This is a genomic window from Streptomyces sp. SAT1, assembly GCF_001654495.1.
GTDB classification, from domain to species: domain Bacteria; phylum Actinomycetota; class Actinomycetes; order Streptomycetales; family Streptomycetaceae; genus Streptomyces; species Streptomyces andamanensis.
On sequence record NZ_CP015849.1, the window covers coordinates 673,978 to 694,772 of the forward strand.

The window sequence follows — 20,795 nt, forward strand, 5'->3', positions numbered from 1 at the left end:
CCACAGGTCCGCCGCCGCGCGCGGCACGGGACGGCGCGGGGCGGCATCCGCCGTCGCGGGACGGCACAGGTCACCGGGGGACGACCAGGTCTTCGCGGGACGGCACGGGCCGTCGCCGGGTCGGACGGTTCGGGCCGTCCGACCCGGCGGCGGCCCTTCTTCGGCGGACCGCGCCCGCGTGCGTACGCGGGCGCGGGCCGGTCGCGGCCGGGACTCCGCCGTTGCGTGACTCCGCCCGACGCGAGCCCCGCCTGACCTGTTCGGACCGCACGAGCGGACAGGCGCCGCCCCGGCGGTTACGGTGAACCGAGAAGGCGCGCCCGCCGCGCCGAACGGTGGTGGATCCCGCCGTGGTCCCCGGTGCGCCGGTGACCGAACCGCCGAGAGGCCAATGGTTCCTGTCCCGTTCGTCCCGCGTGCGCCCGCACACCGGAGGAGGACAGCACCATGGCCGACGCTGCCGCACAGACCGCGCCACCAGGGCCGCTCCGCGCACGCCGGGTCCGGCCCGGCGGGGCGGCCCGCCGCCCGTGTGCGGCACGGCCACCCGGTGGTGGCCGCCCCCGCCGGTCGTGCCCGCACCGCTCCCGGTCGCGGACCCCGCTCGTCCGGTGGCGGCCCGGCCGCTGTCCGCAGTTGCCCGCCCGCTCCCGGCGGCGGCCCGCCAGATGGTGCTGCCTGCCGCCGGGCGCGGAGACCGCCGCGGGGCCGGAGGTCCCGCCGACGCGGAGGACCCGTGCCATGCCCACACCCCGCGACATCGTCAGGGAACCGGCCCGCGCCCTGGCCGCTCTGCCCGGCCTGGCCGAGGGCGCGACGCTCGCCCTCGGCGGTCCGCCCCTGCCCGATTCGCTGCTCGCCCGTCTCCCCGCGTCCGGTCCGCACGGTCTGCACCTCCTGTGCGCCCGCACCGCGCTGGACTCGCCCCAGGTCCGACGGCTCATGGCCGACGGGAGGTTCAGCGGCTGCACGGTCGCCGTCCCGTCCCCCGCCGAGGGCGGCTTCGGGCCCGCGGCGCCGGTGCCGGTCGAATGGCTCACGGTGCAGGAGATGACGGAGGGCCTGCGGGCGGGGGCCGCGGGTGTGGACGACTTCTACTCGCCCGGCGAGGTGCACACCGCCATCCGGACGCCGAGCCCGGACCAGGCCCGGGACAAGCCCGCGCATCTGCGCCTGGGTCCACTGCCCTTCGCGCACAAGGCGTCGCTGCGCTGCGACGTCGCCCTGCTGTACGCGGACGAGGCCGACCTCGCGGGCAACCTGACGGTGACCGGGCCCTTCGCCGAGCTGTCGGCGGCCATGGCGCACGCCGCTGCCTCCGCCGCCGTCGCCGAGTGCGCGGTGGTGCGCACCGCCGGCCGCCTGAGCCGGGCCGCGACGACCGTCCCCGGGCGGTACGTCACGGCGGTGGTGCCCGCGAGCCGTCACCACCGCTTCCCCCGGGGCACCGGCGACCGGACACCGCCTCCGGGAGAGGAGCCGTGACCGCCGTGCCCGGCGGCGCCGCGCGGACGGCGGCCCTGGACGCGCTGTGCCTGGGCCTGCTGACCGCCGCCGTCCGCGACGAGCGGCTGGCCGGATGGGAGGACCGCTGGTCGCCCGCGCCGGTGCGCGGCGGGCGCGCGGTCCGCACGTGGCGGGCCGTCGGCGCGGCGGGCTCCGCCCCGGTGGCCTGGACCGTCGTCGCCGTCCGCTGCGCGCTGCCGCCGCACCGGCACGGACCTGGGGGGCGACTGGTCCCGGCGGCGGTGCTCGCCGCCGCCGGGACCGGCCGGCGGCTGCTGAGCCGGGCCGTGGACCGGCCGCGGCCCCCCGCCGAGGAGCGGCGCACCCGCGTGCACGGCGCGAGTTTCCCGTCCCGCCACACCATGACCGCCCTCGTCGCCTGGGCCCTGGCACTGGAGGACCGCCGCGCGGCGGCGGGGATCTGCTGCGCCGTCGCGGCGGCCCGGCTGGCGCTGCGCGCGCACCGGCCCGCCGACGTCCTGGGCGGCTGGCTGTTCGGCCGGACGTGCCTGGCCCTCACGGACCTCGCCCGCCGCGCTCCGCAGGCGGACCGGGCCCGGCTCCGTACGCGCCGTCCGGGGCCGGGCGCCTGGGGTCCGCCGTGGCGGTGACCCTCTCCCCGTACCTGGTGCAGGCGCTCCAGCCGCTGACGGTGCTGGCCGCCGCTCCCGGGCTGTCCGGGTGGATCGCGAAGGTCGAGGCGCGGCTCCAGGGACGGCGCGGACCGCGCGTGTCGCAGCCGTACCACGATCTGGTGAAGCTGTTCGGCAAGGAGTCGCTGGCGCCCTACGGGGCGAGCCGGTTCTTCCTGGCCGCCCCGGTCGTGGCGATGTGCTGCTATCTGACGGTGCCGCTGCTCATCCCGGTCCTGACCACGTTCGGGCTGCCGCTGGGCTACGCGGGCGACATCATCGGCGGCAGCTTCCTGCTGGCACTGGCGAGCTTCTCGGTGGCTGTCGCGGCGGCCGAGAGCGGCAGCCCGTACGCGCAGCTGGGAGCGAGCCGGTCCAAGACGTTCGGGGCGATCACCGAGCCGGTGATGCTGTTCGTGGTGTTCACCGTCGCCATGATCACGGCGACCGATCTGCCGTACGCGCAGGCCGCCGCCGTGCGCTCCTCGGGGGACCAGGTGATCCGCCCGGCGCATCTGCTGGCCTCCGCCGCGCTGTTCCTGGTGATCCTCTACGAGACGGCCCGCATCCCGGTCGAGACGCACACCGGGACCAACGAGTTCGGGATGATCGAGGAGGCGCGCGCCTTCGAGCACTCGGGGCCCCACCTGGCGCTGCTGAAGTGGGGCTCGGCGATGAAGCAGCTGATCCTCTACACCATCCTCCTCGATGTCTTCCTGGCGCCCTGGGGACTGTCCTCCACCACCGGCGTGCTCTCGGTGGTCCTGGCGATCGGCGCCCTGGTCGGCAAGACGGCGCTGCTCGGCTGCGTGGTGGCCGTCATCGACAACAGCTTCGCCAAACTGCGCCTCTTCAGGATCAGTGAGTTCGTCGCGGCCGCGTTCCTGCTCGCCGTCCTCGCGGTGTTCACCCTCTATCTGAGAGGCGGCTGATGACTCCACCGCTCGCCGCCGGCACCGCGCCCACCACCTTCGAGGGCGCCACCAACACCATCGCGGTGCTGCTCCTGCTGACCGAGTTCGCGATGCTGCGGGCCTCCCTGTCCCGCTCCCAGGTGCGTCTGTACGCGGTGCAGTCCTTCCTGGTGTCGGTGCTCGCGGTGATCGTGGCCGCCGCACGCGACCTGCCCGAGCTGTACGCCCTGGCCGTGGTGTCGCTGCTGCTGAAGGTGGTCGCGGTGCCGTGGCTGATCGGCCGGCTGCTGCGCGACGCCCGGGTGGAGATCGCCGGGTCCGGTGCGATCGGGGTGGCCGCCGCCACCCTGCTGTCGCTGGCACTCGCCGGGTTCGGGTTCTTCGCGGTCGGCTCGCTGGATCTGCGCAGCCGGTTCCTGCCGCCCGCCGCGCTCGGCCTGTCGGTGTCCGTCGTGCTGGTCGCGTTCGTCCTGATGATCGTGCGGCGCGACGTCGTCTCGCAGGCGGTCGGGTTCTACTCGCTGGAGAACGGCGTCTCGCTCGCCTCGCTGGTGGTGGCCGCCGGTATGCCGCTCATCATCGAGGTGGCGTTCCTGTTCGACCTGCTGGTGGCCGTCGTGGTGTTCGGCGTGCTGATGCGCGTGCACCACCACCGCACCGCGTCCCTGTCCACCGAGTCCCTGACCTCGCTCCAGGGCTGAGGGGAGGCGAGGAGAGACCGTGACCGCCGTACTGACCCTGCTGGCCCTGCTGCCGCTGCTCCCGGCGGCGGCCGCCCTGACCGCGCCGGTGCGCCTGACGCAGTGCCTGACCGTGGCCTCGGGCGCTTCCTGCTTCGTGCTCGCCTGTGCCCTCGTTCCCCAGGGCGGCCGGCACGCCCTGCACACCGGCATCCTGCGGGCCGACGCCCTGTCGACCGTGTTCGTGCTGGCGACCGCGTTCGTCTACGCCTGCTGCGCCGCGCACAGCGTCGGCTATCTGCGGCACGACGAGCACAGCCGCGACTTCCCCCGCTACGCGCGCCGCTTCTACGTCGGCCTCAACCTGTTCGCCTGGTCGATGCTGTGCGCGCCGCTGGTCGACGGGCTCGCCCTGCTGTGGGTGGCCGTCGAGGTGACCACCGTCGTCTCGGCCCTGCTGGTGGCCGTGGAGAACACCGAGGGCGCCACCGAGGCGGCGTGGAAGTACGTGCTGCTCGCCTCGGCGGGGCTGGGCATCGCGCTGCTCGCCACGATCTTCATGTACTACGCGGGCTCCCGGGTGCTCGGGCAGACGTACGACCTGGGGTTCGCCCCGCTGCTGGAGGCGGCGACGCGCCTGCCGCACACCGCGGTGCGGCTCTCCTTCGTCCTGGCCGTGCTGGGATTCGGGACCAAGGCGGGGCTGGTGCCGGTGCACACCTGGCTGCCCGACGCGCACGCCGAGGCGCCGAGCACCGTCTCCGCGATGCTCTCCGGCTCCCTGCTCGCCGTCAGCTTCTACGCCGTCCTGCGCTACTACCAGGTGGCCGCGGGCACGCTCGGCCCGCACTTCCCGCGCACCGTGCTGCTGGTCCTCGGGGTCGCCTCGCTGCTGCTGGCCGCCCTGTACGTCCTGGACCAGCACGACATCAAGCGCCTGCTCGCGTACTCCAGCGTCGAGCACATGGGGATCCTCACCGTCGGTGTCGGTTTCGGCGCGCCGATCGCGCTGGCCGGTGTGCTGCTGCACGTCCTGGCGCACGCGGCGGCGAAGGGCAACGCCTTCATGGGCGCCGGTGCGCTGGTGCGCGCGTACCGCACCAAGGAGATCCGCCGGCTGCGCGGCGCCGCCCGGGTGCTGCCCTGGTCGGGTCCGATGTTCCTGGCCGCGGTCCTGGCGCTGTCCGCGCTGCCGCCGTCCGGGATCTTCCGCAGCGAGTTCCAGATCGTGGCGGGCGGCCTCGAGTCGGGGCACCACGGGGTGGCGGCGGTGCTCGTGGTGCTGGTGACGCTGGCCTTTTTCGGGCTGGCGGTCGCCGCCACCCAGGTCGTGCTCACCCCGGCCCCCGCGGACGGCGCGCCGGGAGCCGGGGAGCCGGGCGCGCGCAGTGTGTGGATGGTGGTGCCGGTGGCGGCGGGCCTGGTGGCCCTGGTGGTCCTGGGCGTGCACCCGCCCGACGCGCTGGCCGCGCTGCTGGCCCGGGGCGCGGCGGAACTGGGAGGCGTGTCATGAGCGCACCGGCACCGGACAGCGGCGTACGGCGGCTGAGCGCCGCCGCCTGGGGCCGGGTGCTGCGGGGCACGGCGGCGGGCGAGGGGCGGCCCGGAGCACGGTTCGCGGGCCTGTTCGGCAGCGGCGGGGCGGACGGCTCGGTACGGCTGCTCGCCGTGCTGTTCCCGAGCGGCGGGGCCGAGCCGCTGGTGCTGGAGACGGTCCTGCCGCCGGGACGCCTGACGTATCCGTCGCTGAGCCCGTGGCTCCCGGCCGCGTTCTGGTACGAGCGGGCCCTGCACGACCTGTTCGGCGTCGTCCCCGAGGGTCATCCGCGGCTCGACCCGCTGCTGCTGCCGCTCCAGGAGCCCGGCCGGACCCCGCTGCCCGGGACCGCGCGCGCCCCGGGCCCGCTCGTGCCCGACGAGTCGGCGCTCCCGCGCGCGGTCATCGGTCCGGGCGTGTTCACCATCCCGCACGGCCCGGTGCGCTCCGGAGTCGTGGAGTCCGTCGAGTACCTGGTGGAGACCCCGGGCGAGGACATCCCGCGGGTCCAGATCCGTGTGTTCCACAAGCACCGCGGCGTCTCCAAACGCTTCGAGGGCCGCACCGTCGAGGACGGCATGGCGGCCGCCGAGCGCGTCGAGGGCACCGCCTCGGTCGCGCACGCCCTCGCGTTCTGCCACGCCGTCGAGCGGTGCGCCGGTCTCACCGTGCCCTGGGCGGCCCGCCTGGTCCGGGTGCTGTACGCCGAACTGGAGCGGGTCGCCAACCATCTCGACGTCATGGTCAAACTCACCGACGCCGCCGGACTCGCCGTCGCCACCGCCCGGTTCGCCCTGCACAAGGAGCGCGTCCTGCGGCTGACCGGCCGGCTGTGCGGCAGCCGCTTCGGGCGGGGCGCGGTCGTGCCCGGCGGTGTCAGCGGTCTGCCGTGCCTGTCCCCCGCCGCTCTCGACGGCGCGCTCGCCGCGCTGCGCGACGCCGTGCGGGCCGACTGGCGCGCCGCCCTGCACACCCCCTCCTTCCTCGACCGGCTGCGCGGCACCGGCCCGCTGCCGCCGGCCGTCGCCCGCGCGCACGGCGCGCTCGGACCGCTCGGCCGGGCCTCGGGAGCGGGCCCCGACGTCCGCTACGAACGCCCGTACGACGCCTATCCGTCCCTGGGGCTCGGCGCGCCGCCCGAGTTCGCCGAGGGCGACGTCATGGCCCGCACCCTGGTCCGCGGGGCGGAGCTCACCCGCTCCTTCGAGCTGCTGCACCAGACCAGCGGCGAACTGCGCGCCCTCGACGGCGACGCGGCCCTGTGCGTCCCGGTCCCGGACGCGCCGAGCGGGTTCGCGGTGGGCTCGGCCGAGGCACCGCAGGGCGAGACGCTGTACCTGCTGCGGCTGCGGGAGGGCCGGATCAGCCGCTGTGTGCCGCGGTCGGCCTCCTTCCACAACCTCGTGCTGTTCCACGAGGTGTTCGCCGGGGACATCCTGACCGACTTCCCGTTCATCGAGGCGAGCTTCGGTCTCTCGATCGCGGGGGTGGCGCTGTGACGCCCTGGTTCGTGCGCGGGCTGCGGGAGGGGATTGTCACCACGCGCTACCCCCGCGGGACCGACCCGTACGAGCGGGACTTCCCGGCCGCCGTGACCGTGCGGCCCGCCGCGCCCCGCGTCACCCGCGCCGAGCTCGACGGGATCTGCCCCACCGGCGCGCTGGACGCCGCGTCCGACGGCACGCCCCGGCTGGACCGAGGGCGCTGCGTGCTGTGCCGGCGCTGTGTCCGGGTCCGCCCCGACGTGTTCGCACGGGCGTCCGGCGCCGCGACGGCCGCCGTCGCGCGGGCGGCGCTCGTGGTGCCCCGGGTGCCGGAGGACGAGGCGGCCGTCGCCGCTCTGCGGGCCCGGCTCGCGGCGCGGACCGCGCGCTTCCGCCGCTCCCTGCACATCCGGCACGTGGACGCCGGTTCCGACGGCAGCGAGGAGTGGGAGATCGCCGCCCTGACGAACCCGGTCTACGACATCCACCGGCTGGGCCTGTTCCTGACGGCCAGTCCGCGCCACGCCGATGTGCTCATGGTGACCGGGGCGGGCGCGCGGGGCATGGCCGCGCCGCTGCGGCGCACCTACGAGGCGACCGCGCAACCCGTCGTGGTGATCGCCGCCGGCACCGACGCGTGCAGCGGCGGCATGTGGGCCGGGTCCTACGCGACGCACTCGGGCATCGGCGGCCTGCTGGACGTCGACATCTGGGTGCCGGGGTCGCCGCCGAGCCCGTTCTCGCTGCTCCAGGCGCTGCTGCTGGCCACCGGCCGGCTCGGCCGCGCGGACCGGGAGCCGCCGGACGTCGAGACGGCGGAGGGAGGCCGGGGTGAGTGAGCTGATCGCGGCCGGTCTGCTGCTGTTCGCCGCCGCCGCTCTCGTCGACGTCCTGCCGGGGCGGCGAGCGCCGTACGCCGTGCCGTATCTGCTGTGCGCGGCGGGCAGCGGCTGCCTGGCGGCGGTGGGCGCGCTCGCCCTGGGCCGGACGGGGCGCGCCCCGCGCCTGGACCTCGGCGACACTCTGGGGTTCGGCACGGCCGCCCTGCGCGTCGACCGTCTTTCGGGGCTGTTCTGGCTGCTGACGTTCGCCGTCGCCGTCGCCGCCTGTCTCACCGCGGCGGGCTGGGCGTCCGCGCGGCGGCCCGGCCGGGGCCCGGCCGCCTACCACGCCCTGGTGCTCGCCTCCGTGGCCGTGGTGGAGAGCGCGGACAACGTCTTCCTGTTCGTCATGGCCTGGGAGGGCATCACCCTCGGCTTCTATCTGCTGACCGCGGCCGGGCACCGCCGCATCGGTCCGGCCGTGGCGACGTTCGGCTTCGGCAAGGTGTCCGGTGCCGCGCTCCTGCTCGGTCTGCTGACGGGCACCGCCCGCACCGGGGACTTCTCCCTCGCCGGGCTCGCGGAGCTGCCCGCGGGCACCGCGCGTTCGGCCACCTGGGCGCTGCTCGTCCTGGCCTTCGCCGTCAAGACCGGGCTGGTCCCCGTGCAGGTGTGGCTGCCCCGCGGCTACGCCGCCGCGCCCGCGGGACTGCGCCCGGTGCTGGCCGGCGTCGCCGTCAACGCGGGCTTCTACGGTCTGTGGCGCACCTTCGCGCTGCTGGGTCCGCCGCCCGCCTGGCTCGCCGTCACCCTGCTTCTGCTGGCCGCGCTGACCGCGTTCCTCGGCATCGCGCACGCGGCCGTGCAGGCCCGACTTGAGCGGGTCGTCGCCTGGTCCAGCATCGAGAACGCGGGCCTGATCTGCACCGGGTACGCCGTCGCGCTCGTCGGCGCGCTCACGGGCAGCGAACGGCTCACCGCCGCCGGGCTGCTCGCCGCCACGCTCCAGACGATCGCGCACGCGGTCGCCAAGACACTGCTCTTCGCCGGAGCCGCGGCCGTCGAGTCGGACGCCGGTACCGGCGACCTCGAACAGCTGCGCGGCACCGCGCGCCGGCTGCCGTGGGCGGCCGGCGGGCTCGCCGCCGGTGCCGTCACCCTCGCCGGGCTGCCGCCCACCGCGGGCTTCGTCTCGGAGTGGTTCCTGCTGGAGAGCCTCATGCAGCAGTTCCGGTACTCCGCCTTCCCCTACGGACTCGCCCTCGCGGTCGCGGGCGCCCTGATCGCGCTGACCGCGGGTTTCGCCTCGGTCACCTTCGTCCGGATCGTCGGCATGGTCGTCCTCGGCCCCCGGGACGACCGTCCGGCCCGCCGTGCCCCGTGCCGGGCGGACCTGGGGATCGCGGGGCGCGCGGGCGTCCTGCTGCTGGCCCTGGGCGGCCTGGCCGCCGCCGCCCTGACACCGCTTCAGCTACGGGTGATCAGCGCGGGTCTCGAACCGCTGGTGCCGCGGGACGCCACCCTGGGCGCGCTGGTCTCGCCCTGGGTCGTGCAGCCCGTCTTCGCCGGGTTCTCCAGCCTCTCCCCGAGCTGGCTGTGGGTGGTGATGCCGGTGCTGTGCGCGGGCGTCCTGGTGCTGCTGGTGGCGGCCTCGCGCGGCGGGGCCCTGCGGGTGCGGCGGGTGCCGGCGTGGCGTTCGGCGAGCGGCGGTGTGCACGGCGACGACCGGTACACCCCCTTCGGGTACGCCAACCCGACCCGGCGTGTCCTGGGCGCCGTGCTGCGCACCCGAACCCGCGCCACACCCACCGGGATCGCACCCGCCGTCGCCGCGCGACCGGGCACCGGGGACCCTCCGGCACCGGAACCGGAAGGGGAACCGGGACCGGAGGGCGCCGGGCCGGTGCGCACGGCGGCGACCGGAGGCACCCTCGACTACGCGTCCGACGTGGTGGAGGTCGTCGAGGTGTATCTGTACCAGCCGTTCTACCGTCCGCTGCGCGCGCTGGTGGCCGCGGCCAAGCGCCTCCAGTGCGGCCGCCTGGACGCCTATCTGACCTACATGCTGATCGTCCTGGTCGGCGCCCTGGCCCTCGTGGCGGCCCTGTCATGACCGGCCCTGCGGCGGTCGTTCCCGCGGCCCGTCCCGGTGAAGGAGGAAGCCGATGACCGCGTCACCGTTCCACAGGATCCTCGTCGGCTGGGACGCCTCGCCCGCCGCCCGCGCGGCGCTGGCGGCCGCGGTGGCGCTGGCCGGCAACCGGGGCGGCGTCCTGGTGCGCGCCGTGCTCGTACCGTCCGAGCACACCGAGACCGGCGGTGAGCGCACCCGCGACCTCGGCGCCCAGCGCGCCTGGGTGCAGGAGCGCTTCGACCGGGCGTGGCAGGCGCTGCCGCCCTTCGCCGGGCAGCTCCGACTGGACTGGGGCACCGGCACGGACATCGCCGCCGACCTCGTCGCGAGTGCCGCCGAGCACGGCTGCGACCTGATCGTCCTGGGCCGCCACGGCGCGGACAGCCATCTGCGGGCCCGGCCGCTGGGCGACGTGGTGCGGCGGGTGATCGAGCGGGCCGCCCTGCCCGTGCTCGTGGTCCCCGCCGCGGCGCCCCCCGAGGACACCGGGTGAGAACGCCCCCACACCCGGCACTTCCGAGCAGTACATCAACCGAACGGAGCAACCGCACATGAGCAGGCACACCCGCCCCGGCCTGAAGGTCACCGTCTTCGTGGGCGAGAACGACACCGTGCACCACAAGCCCCTGGCCACCGAGATCGTGCACCGCGCGCACAAGGCCGGCATCGCCGGGGCCAGCGTCTTCCGCGGGGTCGAGGGCTACGGGGCCCACTCCCGCATCCACACCCAGCGCATCCTGTCCCTGAGCGAGGACCTGCCCATGGCGGTCGTCTTCGCCGACTCCCCGGAGAAGGTACGGGCGTTCCTGCCGGAGCTCGACGGGATCGTCTCCGAGGGCGCGGCCATCCTGGAGGAATGCGAACTGGTCCGCTTCACCCCGGACGACCGGTCCGACGCGTAGGCACACCGACAGGACACGTAGGCACTCCGACAAGGACACCGCTCATGCCGATCCGCCGACTGGTCCTCGATGTCGACATGGCCATCAGCGAGCCGAGCCTCACCCATCTGGCGCAGAAGATCGAGAACGTGCCGGGCGTCCAGGCCGTCAACATCTCCGTGACCGAGATCGACGTCGAGACCATCGGGACCGACGTCACCATCGAGGGCGACGACCTGGACCTGACGGCCGTCCAGCGGGCCATCGAGCACGCCGGTGCCGTCGTGCACAGCACCGACGAGGTGGTCGCGGGCGCCTACACGCTCGACCGGACCCCCCGCAAGAGATGACCGTCTCTCTCACGAAGGCCGCCGGGGCCGTCCGGCTCCCCCTCGTTCTCGGGATCACCGACGGCCTGCTCAACGCCCTCACCCTCGCCTCCGCCTCCCTCACCGGGTCCGGCACCCCGGTCAGCTGGAGCCTGGCGGTGCGGGTCGGCTGCGCCGCGCTGGTCACCGCCGCCTTCACCGTCATGGTGGCCGACTACGCCGAACGCCGGGCCCATCTCGCGCACATCACCCGGCAGCTCAGCCTCGGCCGCGGCCGGAGGATGGCCGCCACGCACCTGGGGCGGCTCGCCCTGCTGCGGTCCTGGCGCGCCGCGCTCGTCGCCTGTGTGTCCAGCTTCGCCGGGGCCGCGCTGCCGCTCGCGCTGGGCGCGGTCCTGCCCGGCCCGCCGTGGATCGTCGTGGCACTCGCCGTCCTCGCCCTGTCCTGCCTCGGCGCCATGCTCGCCCGTCTCCTGACCGCCCGCCCCGTCCTGTGGGCGCTGGCCATGGCGGCGGGCGGCGTCGCGACCACCTGGGTCGGCATCCGGCTGCGCATCGCGTGACCGGCCGGGCCGCGCGCGGGGTCCGCCGGACCGCCCGGAGGACTTGCGGACGGACCGGGGACGTACGCCACAATAGGAGGGCATCGCCATGGCGATGGGGCTCGCCACAACCGCAGGACCTCCTGCTGATGGCCTCTACCGGTAACACCCGCACATCATCTGCGAGGAGATCGGCATGAGGATGCCCGACGATGTCCTGCTGCGCTGCTCCGCCGTCGTCTTCCGGGGCGAGTCGGTGCTGCTCGTCCACCGCAGCGCCCGGGGCGCGGACGACTGGGTGCTGCCCGGCGGCACCCCCCGCGCGGGCGAGAGCATGGTGGCCTGCGCCCGCCGCGAGACCCGCGAGGAGACCGGCCTCGCGGTGGAACCGGCCCGGGTCGCGTTCGTCCTGGAGGCCGTCGACCCGGACACCGGGCGGCGGACCGTGGACCTGGTGTTCACCGCGGACGGCGCGCCCGGCCAGACGCCCTCGTCCCGCGAGGAGGGCATGACGGCCGAGTTCGTGGCGTTCTCCCGGCTGCGCGCTCTGGACATGAAGCCGCCGCTGGCGGGCCATCTGCCGGGCCTCTTCCACCGGGGCGGGCGCCGGTACGCGCCCTACCTGGGCAATCTGTGGCGCCCGCGGAACGGCACGCGGATCACCCGCGCCCTGTCGGCGCTGCCCCTGCTCCCCCCGTTCCGTTCCCGGTGACGTCCGGACGGGGCTGAGCGCGCCATGGCCGCGGAGCGGCGGGGCCGTCCGGCGCCGACGGGGCGCGCGGACCCGTCCCGCATACGGCCGCTGCCCGGCGGGGCCGGACTGCGGGTGGTGGCCAACCCGGCCGCCACCGGCGCGGAGCGCGCCCTCGCCGAGCTGCGGAGCCTGCTGCCCCGGGCCCGCCCGGTCACCGTCCGCTCCCCCGGCGGCCTGCCCGCCGCCCTGGAGGCGGCCGCCCGGTCGGCGGCCGAGGCGGGCGGGGCGCTGGGGGTGGTCGGCGGCGACGGCTCGGTCAACGCGGCGGCCCGCGCCGCGCTGCGCCACGGCCTCCCGCTCGCCGTCTTCCCCGGCGGCGCGCTCGACCACTTCGCCGGCGCGGCCGGTCTGCGCTCCGTCTCCGTGGCGGCCACCGCCGTGGAGGAGGGCCGGGGAGCGGCCGTCGACGTGGCCCTGATCGGCACGCCGGGCGCCCACCGGCCGCCCCGGGTGTTCCTGAACACCTTCGCCCTGGGCGCCTACGCCGATCTGGTCCGCTTCCGGGAACTGGTCCGCCCCCGCTGCGGACGGCGGGCCGCCACCGCGCTGGCGCTGCCCTTCGCGAGCGGCACCGCCCGGCCCTTCGCGCTGCGCCTGGACGGCACGCCACGCCGCCTCTGGCTGCTCTTCGCGGGAAACGGCGTGTACCGGCAGCACTCCCTGCACGCCCTGCCGACGCGCGAGCGGCTGTCGGACGGCCTGCTCGACGTGCGGCTGCTCGACGCGGACGCCGGGCAGCGGCACGGCCGGCTGGTCGCCCTGCTGGCCGAGGCGGTCGACGCACCGCACGCGCTCGCCCTTCCCGAACAGCACGTCGTGCCCCGGCTGCGGCTGGCCGGTCTGCGCGGCCTGACCTACGCCTACGACGGCGAGGCGGCCGCCGCCCCCGACACACTGACCCTGACGGCGGCGCCCGCCGCCCTGCTCCTGTACCGTCCGGTGCCCTCGAAGTGACCGTACGGCCGGGCGACGCGGGCCCGGAGCCGCGCTATGTCCCGGTCGCCTCGTGCACGCCGACACCGATCAGCACGGCGGCGGCGACGGCGGGCGACCAGGCGCCGACGACCCTGGCGGCCACCCCGGTCCCCAGTCTGTTGCCGAGCCAGATCATCGCGTAGCCCCAGAACGTGACGGCCGCGGCGACGCCCCACAGCGGGACCGCCGCCGAGACCGTGGCCCCGAAGCCGTTGGCGACATTGGTGAACGACAGGCCGACACCGAGCAGCAGGCCCTGGCGCGGGCCGGGGGGTGCGGACACCGGCGGTGCGGTGCGGTGGACGCGGCGGGGCCGTACGTACATCTGGTACAGGTAGAGGAGCGCCACCGACACGAGCACCCCGCACGCGACCAGGCCGGCGGCGGCCGGGGGCACCCGGCGGGAGACGAGGTCTCCGCCGTACGCGCCCAACAGGACGCTGGCCAGGCCGACCGTGTTGACGAGCGCGTTGATCCGGTGCGGGAACCTGATCCCGGCGACGCCGTAGGCGAGGCCCACCCCCCAGTTGTCGAAGTTGGCGGCCAGGCCGATCAGATCGGCCGTGACCGCGGTGCGCAGCCAGTCCATGGGCGTCCCGTTCCGCGCTCGTCGAGGAGTGCCGCGCCCACCGGAGCCGCCGGCCGCTCGCCGAAGACGCGCGCGTACAGATCCGCGCCGTGGGCGGTGGGCTCGGGCGGGCCCTCGACCAGCCGATGGGTGCGGCGGCCGTCGGGGGTGCGCTCGGCGCGCAGGAACACGGTGCCGGCGCCGTGCGGGCGGTGTGTGTACAGGCCGTGGGACAGCTCGTACAGATGGGTGACGCACACCGCCTTCACCCCCGCCTCGGTCAGGGCGCGCAGGATCTGCCGGTTGATCTCCGCGCCCTCCCGCTCGTCGGTGGCGGCGAACGACTCGTTGAACAGGACGAGGCCGCGCGCGGTGAGGCGGTCGGCGATGCCGCTCATCCGCGCCAGCTCCTCGTCCAGTTTGCCGCTGACCATGTCCGGGTCCTCCTCCCGCCGGAAGTGGGTGAACACCTGGTCGCGCGGGTCGGCGGCAAAGGAGTCGGCGGCGGCGAACATGCCGCTCTGCGCCATGAGATGGGCCAGTCCCACGGCACGCAGGAAGGTGGACTTGCCGCCCTCGTTGGCCCCCGTGACCACCAGCAGCCGGGCCCCGTCCGCGTCCACGTCGCTGCCGACGACGGGCCCGGCGCCGCGCAGCGCGAGACACACGTCGTACAGGCCGCGGCAGGTGAGGACCGGTGTGCCCGGTGCCGCGGGATCGGGGCGGCACACCGGCGCGCCCCGGGCGGCGAGCACCGCGCGCAGGTTGAGGCAGCCCGTGCAGAAGCCCAGTTCGCGGCGGAGCGCGGTGAAGAAGGCCAGGATGTGGTCGCAGGAGCGGGCCAGCGCGTCGGCGGCGAGGTCGAGGCCGCGCCCGCGCAGCTCGCCGAGCGCCCTGGCCCCGGCTTCGTCGCGTTCGGGCAGGTGGTACGTGTACGCCGGGGGCCCGGAGGAGGTGAACAGGTCGCGCCAGCCGCGCTTGTGCGGCGGTTCGCGCAGCACGTACCCCGCGCCCCGGCAGCCACTGGTCGGCCGGGCGCTGACCAGGACACCGCCGCGGAAGCGCAGCCGCTCGGCGTGGCCGCGCAGCCGGGTGAGGCAGTCGTCGTCGAGTTCGGTGGCCAGCATGGCGAAGAACCGGCGGAACCCGGCGGAGCGGAACTCCCCGGCACGGGTGTCGGCCAGGTGCCGCAGCCGCTGGAGGAGTTCGAGGAACAGAGCGAGGACGTCCAGCGAGCGGGCGAGGGACGCCTCGGGGGAGCGTACGAAGCTGCCGAAGACGCGCTTCTCGCGGGCCAGGGCCTCGGTGGCCAGGGCGTAGAGCTCGCGGACCGTCTCCGGTTGCCGCAGGCAGTCGGCCAGGACGTCCTGCCGGTAGCGGATCTCCTCCGGGTCGGTGAGCGGGGACATCATGACCCGGCGGGCGCATTCGTACAGGAAGGCGTCGCCGTCGGCCATCGCCGCGTACAGCGTCCCGAGGTCCAGGTCCCGCGTCAGGTCGTCTTCCTGCGGGCCGGGCGCGGTGTCCCAGGCCGGGTCGCGGTCGCGGTGCAGGAGCCGCGCCCTCACGGCCGGATCCTGGCGCGCAGGCGGTCGTGGGTGAGCCCGTGGCGTTCGGCGACGGCAACGGCGTGGGAGAGGCCGTCGGCGGGGCCGCGTCCGATGCGGAAGGTGCGCACGGCCGGGTCGGCGGGGTCGACGGCGGCGACCATGCTGACGGTGGCCTCGCCCAGCCTGGACAGTTCGTCGACGAAGGTGACGCAGACGCCGATCAGGCCGCGGTCGATGAACTGTTCGAGGGTGCGAGCGCCGAGCAGCACGGCGTCGTCGAGGGTGGTGGAGGTGAACACCTCGTTGAGGACGACGACGCCGCCCGGTGCCGCCCGCTCCAGGACGGCGTGCACGCGGAGGAGGTCGTCGTACAGCTTTCCGCCGGGGTCGTCGAGGCGCTCGCCGTGCTCGAAGTGGGTGAACAGCCCGTCGCACAGCAGGAGCCGGGCCCGCCGCGCGGGGACCGGGCAGCCGAGCGCGGCCAGGTGGTGCAGCTGTCCGAACGCACGGGCAAACGTCGTCTTGCCGCCCTGGTTCGGCCCCGACACGACGAGGAACCGCTCCGGCCCGCTCAGCCGGAAATCGTTGAGCACCGACTCGGCCCCCTCCCGGACGAGCTTGTCCGCGAGCACGAGGTCGAACATCCCCTCCGCGGCGAGCTCCCGGTCGCCCTTCGCGCCCTCCAGCACCTCGGGCAGGCAGAACGGCAGCCCGGCCCGCTCCAGCGGCGCGGTGAACGCCCGGTAGGCCAGATAGAACTGGATCTCGCGCTCGAAGGCCGTGATCCCCGGGTCGAGGAAGTCCGCGTGCCGCTCGCGGAACCGCTCCAGCTCCGCGAAGACGTCCGGGTACAGCAGGGCGACCCGGTCCAGGACGGCTTCCTCGACATGGTTCATCACCTCGTCCGAGCGGAAGCGGGACCGGTGGTCCTTCGCCTCCCCCTGCCGGAACCGCTCGAAGTCGGCGAGGACCTCGACGCCGTAGTCCCCCTGCCCCTCGTAGGCGCTCACCCTGACCCGTCCGGGGGTGATGAGCAGGCAGTAGTGGACGTCGTCCAGCTGTTCCTGGAGGCGGCGCGCGTCCCGGGCGAGCGCGGTGAAGGCGGCGGAGGCGACGTAGGAACCGGCGTACGCGGCGATCGCTCGCAGGGCCGGGGAGCGCGGTGCGGCGCGGGCCAGGTCCCTGGCGAGCCCCGCGCACGCCGCGGTGTAGGCGTGCACCGCCTCCAGCGACCAGTCCGCCGCCTGGTAGCGGTGGCGCATCGCGCCGGCGCGCCGGAGCCGGTCCCGCACCTCGCGCATCCGCTCGCCGAAGCCGTCGAGCCGGTCGGCGAGAGCGGGCAGCTCCGCCAGGTCCCGGAAGACGGCCTGCCGGTGGCCGACCGTACGGAGGTCCCCCGGCCGCGCCCGGAAGAACGGCGCGAGACCGTAGGCGGGACGGCACAGTTCGAGCGCGTCGACGAGCTGGTCCAGGTTAAGGTCGCGGAAGCAGTCCGGCTCGGGCGGCGACATGCCGGCCCGGTCGGCGCCGTCGGGGAACAGCACGCTCGGTACGCGCGGGGCGCCCGGGTCGGCCCGGTCGGGAGCGGCGCGGTCGGCGGCCATGGTCCTGCCTTCCTCCGGTGCGCGGGCGCACGCGGGACGGACGACAGGAACCATCGGCCTGGTCGGCGGTTCGGCCTCCGGCGCACCGGGGGCCACGGCGGGATCCACCACCGCTCGGCGCGCGGACCGCGCCGGGGACAACGTCTGCTTCCCACTGTTTCCCGCTGTGCGCGCGGCAAACCCCGACGTCGGCCGTGTCCGCCGCCGGGTTCGTTCCTCACGGACCGTTCAGACCTGCCTACGGAACGCTATACATTCGGACGGGTGCCGAGAGGAGCGCGATGAAACGGGATCCACGGCAGCCTGGGGCGCCGCACACGGAGCACGAGCCGGACGCGGGGGCGGCCCGGCTGCGGCTGCTGGCCGAGGCGAGCCGGGCGCTGGCCTCGGGCCTGGACGCGGAGGAGGCGCTGCGCCGACTGGCCCGGCTGGTCGTGCCGCATCTGGCGGACGCCTGTGTGGTCGACGTGGCCGAGGGCGAGCGGCTGCGGCGGCTCGCGATCACGGACCGGGAGCCCGAGCGGTCGCTGCGGGTGCTGCCCGGCGGGCTGCTGCCCGGTCCGGACGACTCGTCCGCCGCGCTGGCGAAGGTGCTGCGCGGCGCGGGGCCGGTCGTCGTCTCCGGCGTCGGGCTGCCCGACCCCGCAGACCCGCTCCAGTCCGCCCAGTGGGCCCTGTACCGCATGCTGGACGCCGGGACCGCGCTGATCGTGCCCATGCTGGTGCGCCGCCAGGTCCTCGGCGCGCTCACGTTCGTGCGGCGTGCGCCGGGTGCCGTGTTCGACGAGCAGGAGCAGGCGCTGGCGGCGGATCTGGGGCACCGGGCGGGGCTGGCGCTGGACAACGCCCGGCTGTACGCGCTCCAGCAGTACACCGCCGAGCAGCTCCAGCTCTCCCTGCTGCCCGACCTGACCGGTCTGGCCCACCTCCAGCTCGCCGCCCGCTACGTGGCCGCCCGCGAACGCGCCGAGGTGGGCGGCGACTGGTACGACGCCTTCCCGCTCCCCGACGGCTCGGCGGTGCTCGCCATCGGCGACGTCGTCGGCCACGACCTGGCCGCCGCCGTCCGCATGGGCCAGCTGCGCAACATGCTCCGCGCCCTCGCCTACGACAGCGGCGACGACCCGGCCGGGGTGATGAGCCGCCTGGACCGCGTCATGCAGGGCCTGACCGGCATCGAACTCGTCACCGCCGTCATCGCCCGCCTCGAAACACCCACCACCGACGCCACAGCGCCGTGGCGACTCCACTGGACCAACGCCGGTCATCCGCCGCCGCTGCTGGCCCGGCCCGACGGGCGTACCGTCCTGCTGGAGGAGGCGAGCGCCCCGGTCCTCGGCGTGGACCCGGCCCTCGCCCGGACCACCGCGACCTGCGAACTGCCCTCCGGGTCCACCGTGCTCCTCTACACGGACGGCCTGATCGAACGGCCCGGCGAGGACATCGGACGCGGGCTGACCCGGCTGCGCCAGCACGCCACCGCACTGGCCCGCGAGCCCCTGCCGGTCTTCCTCGACGAACTGCTCACCCGGATGAGCGACCGGCAGCAGGACGACGTGGCGGCGCTGGCGTTGCGGGTGCCCTGAGCGCCGGTCCCGGCCCGCCCACCGGCAACGCACCGTGCCGGGGCACCCGTTTGCCCCATTCACTGCCCCATTCACCTGTGCGGTCGCCACACGTGACCTTCGCTCGCGCAAGGCCGATACTGCCGGTAGGAGTGCTTCGGCCCACCACGCCCGCCAGATCACCGGGAGATGCTCATGAGGATGTTGATCAACGTAGCCGAAACCGTCGTCGCGGACGCGTTGCGCGGCATGGCGGCCGCCCATCCCGAGCTGACGGTCGATGTGGACAACCGGGTGATCGTACGGCGGGACGCCCCCGTGGCCGGGAAGGTCGCGCTGGTGTCCGGCGGCGGATCGGGGCACGAGCCGTTGCACGGCGGGTTCGTGGGCCCCGGCATGCTGTCGGCGGCCTGTCCCGGAGAGGTGTTCACCTCGCCGGTGCCCGACCAGATGGTGCGGGCGGCGGCGGCCGTCGACAGCGGCGCCGGTGTGCTGTTCGTCGTGAAGAACTACACCGGCGACGTGCTCAACTTCGACATGGCCGCCGAACTCGCCGAGGACGAGGGCATCCGGATCGCGAAGGTGCTGGTCGACGACGATGTGGCGGTGACCGACAGCCTCTTCACCGCGGGCCGGCGCGGCACCGGCGCCACCCTGTTCGTGGAGAAGATCGCGGGCGCGGCGGCCGACGAGGGCCAGCCGCTGGAGCGGGTCGAGGCCGTCGCCCGGCAGGTGGACGACAACTCCCGCAGCTTCGGTGTCGCGCTGAGCGCCGTCACCACCCCGGCCAAGGGCAGCCCCACCTTCGACCTGCCCGACGGGGAACTGGAGCTGGGCATCGGCATCCACGGCGAGCCGGGGCGGGAGCGGCGGCCGATGATGACCTCGCGCGAGATCGCGGACTTCGCGGTGAACGCGATCCTGGAGGACATGAACCCGCGCAACCCCGTGCTGCTGCTGGTCAACGGGATGGGCGCGACCCCGCTGCTGGAGCTGTACGGGTTCAACGCCGAGGTGCACCGGGCGCTCGCCGAGCGCGGGGTGGCCGTCGCCCGCACACTGGTCGGCAACTACGTCACCTCCCTCGACATGGCGGGCGCCTCGGTCACCCTGTGCCAGATCGACGAGGAACTGCTGCGGTTGTGGGACGCTCCCGTGAACACGCCGGGCCTGCGCTGGGGCCTGTGACCCGCGCCGGCACGTCGACCGTATCCGCCACGCGTATCCACCACGCAAGGGAGTTCCAGTGCTCGACGCCGATTTCTTCCGCCGCTGGATGACGGCGACCGCCGCGTCCGTCGACCGTGAGGCCCAGCGGCTCACCGACCTCGACTCGGCCATCGGGGACGCCGACCACGGCAGCAACCTCCAGCGCGGGTTCACGGCCGTCCGCCAGGAGCTGGAGCAGGAGGGGCCCGGCACTCCGGGCGAGGTGCTGGCCCTCGCCGGGAAGCAGCTGATCTCGAAGGTCGGCGGCGCGTCGGGGCCGCTGTACGGGACCCTGCTGCGCCGTACCGGCAAGGCGCTGGGCGACGCCCCCGAGGTGACGGAGGCCCAGCTCGCCGAGGCGCTGCGGTCCGGGGTCGACGGGGTGATGAAGCTGGGCGGTGCGGCACCGGGCGACAAGACGATGATCGACGCGCTGGTACCGGCCCTGGACGCGCTCGCCGACGGGTTCCCGGCGGCGAGCGCCGCCGCCGAGCGGGGCGCCAGGGACACCACCCCGCTCCAGGCCCGCAAGGGCCGGGCCAGCTATCTCGGGGAACGCAGCATCGGGCACCAGGACCCCGGTGCCACCTCGTCGGCGTTGCTGATCGCCGCCCTCGCCGAGGCGGCCGAAGGGGCGGAGGGCTGACGTGAGCGACGACAAGCCGGTGGGGATCGTACTGGTGTCGCACAGCGCCGAGGTCGCCGCCTCGGTGGCGGAGCTGGCGCGGGGGCTCGCGGGCGGGGCGGACAACGTCCCGGTGGCTCCCGCGGGCGGCCGGGAGGGCGGTGGCCTCGGCACCAGCGCGGAACTGGTCGCCGCGGCGGCGGCGTCCGTGGACCGGGGGGCCGGGGTCGCCGTCCTGACCGACCTCGGCAGCGCCGTCCTCACCGTGAAGGCGCTGCTGGCCGAGGGCGACGAGTTGCCGGAGGACACCCGGCTGGTGGACGCCCCCTTCGTGGAGGGCGCGGTGGCCGCCGTCGTCACCGCCGCCACCGGAGCCGACCTGGACGCGGTGGAGGCGGCGGCGGCGGACGCGTACGCCTACCGGAAGGTGTGAGGCCGGGCGCGGGACGGGACCGCGGGGGCGGGACGGGACCGCGGCGGGCGGG

The 20,795-nt window shown here is 75.2% G+C and carries 21 protein-coding genes and 1 riboswitch; of the genes, 18 read left to right on the plus strand and 3 right to left on the minus strand.

Annotation, left to right across the window (positions count from 1 at the left end):
- The first annotated feature begins 741 nt into the window (after positions 1-741).
- The 14 genes from A8713_RS34700 to A8713_RS02885 all read left to right on the plus strand — a co-directional run bounded on the left by A8713_RS34700 (position 742) and on the right by A8713_RS02885 (position 13,168).
- On the plus strand, positions 742-1,485 hold the full coding sequence (locus A8713_RS34700) for a CoA transferase (RefSeq protein ID WP_064531252.1): 744 nt from the start codon (positions 742-744) through the stop codon (positions 1,483-1,485).
- On the plus strand, positions 1,482-2,117 hold the full coding sequence (locus tag A8713_RS31855) for a phosphatase PAP2 family protein (RefSeq protein WP_064531253.1): 636 nt from the start codon (positions 1,482-1,484) through the stop codon (positions 2,115-2,117). Before A8713_RS34700 ends, A8713_RS31855 begins: the two co-directional genes overlap by 4 nt.
- Positions 2,108-3,070 carry a respiratory chain complex I subunit 1 family protein gene (locus tag A8713_RS02830; RefSeq protein ID WP_079158810.1) on the plus strand — a complete coding sequence of 321 codons (963 nt, stop codon included), beginning with the start codon at positions 2,108-2,110 and terminating at the stop codon, positions 3,068-3,070. The genes A8713_RS31855 and A8713_RS02830 overlap by 10 nt, the downstream gene beginning before the upstream one ends.
- The gene (locus A8713_RS02835; protein ID WP_018569619.1) at positions 3,070-3,753 is read left to right on the plus strand and encodes a hypothetical protein; all 684 of its coding nucleotides are present in this window, start codon (positions 3,070-3,072) and stop codon (positions 3,751-3,753) included. Before A8713_RS02830 ends, A8713_RS02835 begins: the two co-directional genes overlap by 1 nt.
- A gap of 19 nt (positions 3,754-3,772) precedes the next feature.
- Positions 3,773-5,245, plus strand: a complete 1,473-nt coding sequence (locus tag A8713_RS02840; protein ID WP_064531254.1) for a proton-conducting transporter transmembrane domain-containing protein — start codon at positions 3,773-3,775, stop codon at positions 5,243-5,245.
- Positions 5,242-6,768, plus strand: a complete 1,527-nt coding sequence (locus tag A8713_RS02845) for a hydrogenase large subunit (RefSeq protein ID WP_064531255.1) — start codon at positions 5,242-5,244, stop codon at positions 6,766-6,768. The genes A8713_RS02840 and A8713_RS02845 overlap by 4 nt, the downstream gene beginning before the upstream one ends.
- Complete coding sequence (locus A8713_RS02850; RefSeq protein ID WP_064531256.1) at positions 6,765-7,592, plus strand: NADH:ubiquinone oxidoreductase; 828 nt, start codon at positions 6,765-6,767, stop codon at positions 7,590-7,592. Before A8713_RS02845 ends, A8713_RS02850 begins: the two co-directional genes overlap by 4 nt.
- Positions 7,585-9,687 carry a proton-conducting transporter transmembrane domain-containing protein gene (locus tag A8713_RS02855; RefSeq protein ID WP_216826763.1) on the plus strand — a complete coding sequence of 701 codons (2,103 nt, stop codon included), beginning with the start codon at positions 7,585-7,587 and terminating at the stop codon, positions 9,685-9,687. The genes A8713_RS02850 and A8713_RS02855 overlap by 8 nt, the downstream gene beginning before the upstream one ends.
- Before the next feature lie 52 nt (positions 9,688-9,739).
- On the plus strand, positions 9,740-10,201 hold the full coding sequence (locus A8713_RS02860; RefSeq protein WP_064531257.1) for a universal stress protein: 462 nt from the start codon (positions 9,740-9,742) through the stop codon (positions 10,199-10,201).
- Between the two features lie 58 nt (positions 10,202-10,259).
- Positions 10,260-10,610: a DUF190 domain-containing protein gene (locus A8713_RS02865; protein ID WP_064531258.1), complete on the plus strand. Its 351-nt coding sequence runs from the start codon at positions 10,260-10,262 to the stop codon at positions 10,608-10,610.
- 44 nt (positions 10,611-10,654) lie between these two features.
- On the plus strand, positions 10,655-10,939 hold the full coding sequence (locus A8713_RS02870) for a DUF211 domain-containing protein (RefSeq protein ID WP_064531259.1): 285 nt from the start codon (positions 10,655-10,657) through the stop codon (positions 10,937-10,939).
- Positions 10,936-11,481, plus strand: a complete 546-nt coding sequence (locus A8713_RS02875) for a hypothetical protein (RefSeq protein WP_064531260.1) — start codon at positions 10,936-10,938, stop codon at positions 11,479-11,481. Before A8713_RS02870 ends, A8713_RS02875 begins: the two co-directional genes overlap by 4 nt.
- An 81-nt stretch (positions 11,482-11,562) precedes the next feature.
- A riboswitch (Fluoride riboswitch) is annotated at positions 11,563-11,626 on the plus strand.
- Positions 11,627-11,656: 30 nt separating this feature from the next.
- Positions 11,657-12,172: an NUDIX hydrolase gene (locus A8713_RS02880; RefSeq protein ID WP_064531261.1), complete on the plus strand. Its 516-nt coding sequence runs from the start codon at positions 11,657-11,659 to the stop codon at positions 12,170-12,172.
- 24 nt (positions 12,173-12,196) lie between these two features.
- The gene (locus A8713_RS02885) at positions 12,197-13,168 is read left to right on the plus strand and encodes a diacylglycerol/lipid kinase family protein (RefSeq protein WP_064531262.1); all 972 of its coding nucleotides are present in this window, start codon (positions 12,197-12,199) and stop codon (positions 13,166-13,168) included.
- 34 nt (positions 13,169-13,202) lie between these two features.
- Here A8713_RS02885 and A8713_RS32920 read toward each other — a convergent pair whose 3' ends face one another.
- The 3 genes from A8713_RS32920 to A8713_RS02900 are packed head-to-tail and all read right to left on the minus strand — an operon-like array spanning position 13,203 to position 16,911.
- Positions 13,203-13,778, minus strand: coding sequence for a manganese efflux pump MntP (locus A8713_RS32920; RefSeq protein ID WP_064531263.1), 576 nt, complete (start codon positions 13,776-13,778; stop codon positions 13,203-13,205).
- The gene (locus tag A8713_RS02895; protein WP_064531264.1) at positions 13,742-15,325 is read right to left on the minus strand and encodes a MutS-related protein; all 1,584 of its coding nucleotides are present in this window, start codon (positions 15,323-15,325) and stop codon (positions 13,742-13,744) included. Before A8713_RS02895 ends, A8713_RS32920 begins: the two co-directional genes overlap by 37 nt.
- Positions 15,322-16,911 (minus strand): MutS-related protein, encoded by a 1,590-nt coding sequence (locus A8713_RS02900; protein WP_216826764.1) that lies wholly within the window; start codon positions 16,909-16,911, stop codon positions 15,322-15,324. Before A8713_RS02900 ends, A8713_RS02895 begins: the two co-directional genes overlap by 4 nt.
- Before the next feature lie 281 nt (positions 16,912-17,192).
- Between A8713_RS02900 and A8713_RS02905 the strand changes: the two genes are divergently transcribed.
- From A8713_RS02905 to A8713_RS02920, 4 genes are all read left to right on the plus strand, one after another.
- Positions 17,193-18,497, plus strand: coding sequence for a PP2C family protein-serine/threonine phosphatase (locus A8713_RS02905; RefSeq protein WP_064531265.1), 1,305 nt, complete (start codon positions 17,193-17,195; stop codon positions 18,495-18,497).
- 174 nt (positions 18,498-18,671) lie between these two features.
- Entirely contained in the window at positions 18,672-19,664 is a 993-nt protein-coding gene (dhaK, locus tag A8713_RS02910) for a dihydroxyacetone kinase subunit DhaK (protein WP_064531266.1), read from the plus strand.
- Positions 19,665-19,722: 58 nt separating this feature from the next.
- On the plus strand, positions 19,723-20,331 hold the full coding sequence (gene dhaL, locus A8713_RS02915; RefSeq protein ID WP_064531267.1) for a dihydroxyacetone kinase subunit DhaL: 609 nt from the start codon (positions 19,723-19,725) through the stop codon (positions 20,329-20,331).
- A gap of 1 nt (position 20,332) precedes the next feature.
- Positions 20,333-20,743 (plus strand): PTS-dependent dihydroxyacetone kinase phosphotransferase subunit DhaM, encoded by a 411-nt coding sequence (locus tag A8713_RS02920; protein WP_018570841.1) that lies wholly within the window; start codon positions 20,333-20,335, stop codon positions 20,741-20,743.
- Positions 20,744-20,795: the final 52 nt, after the last annotated feature.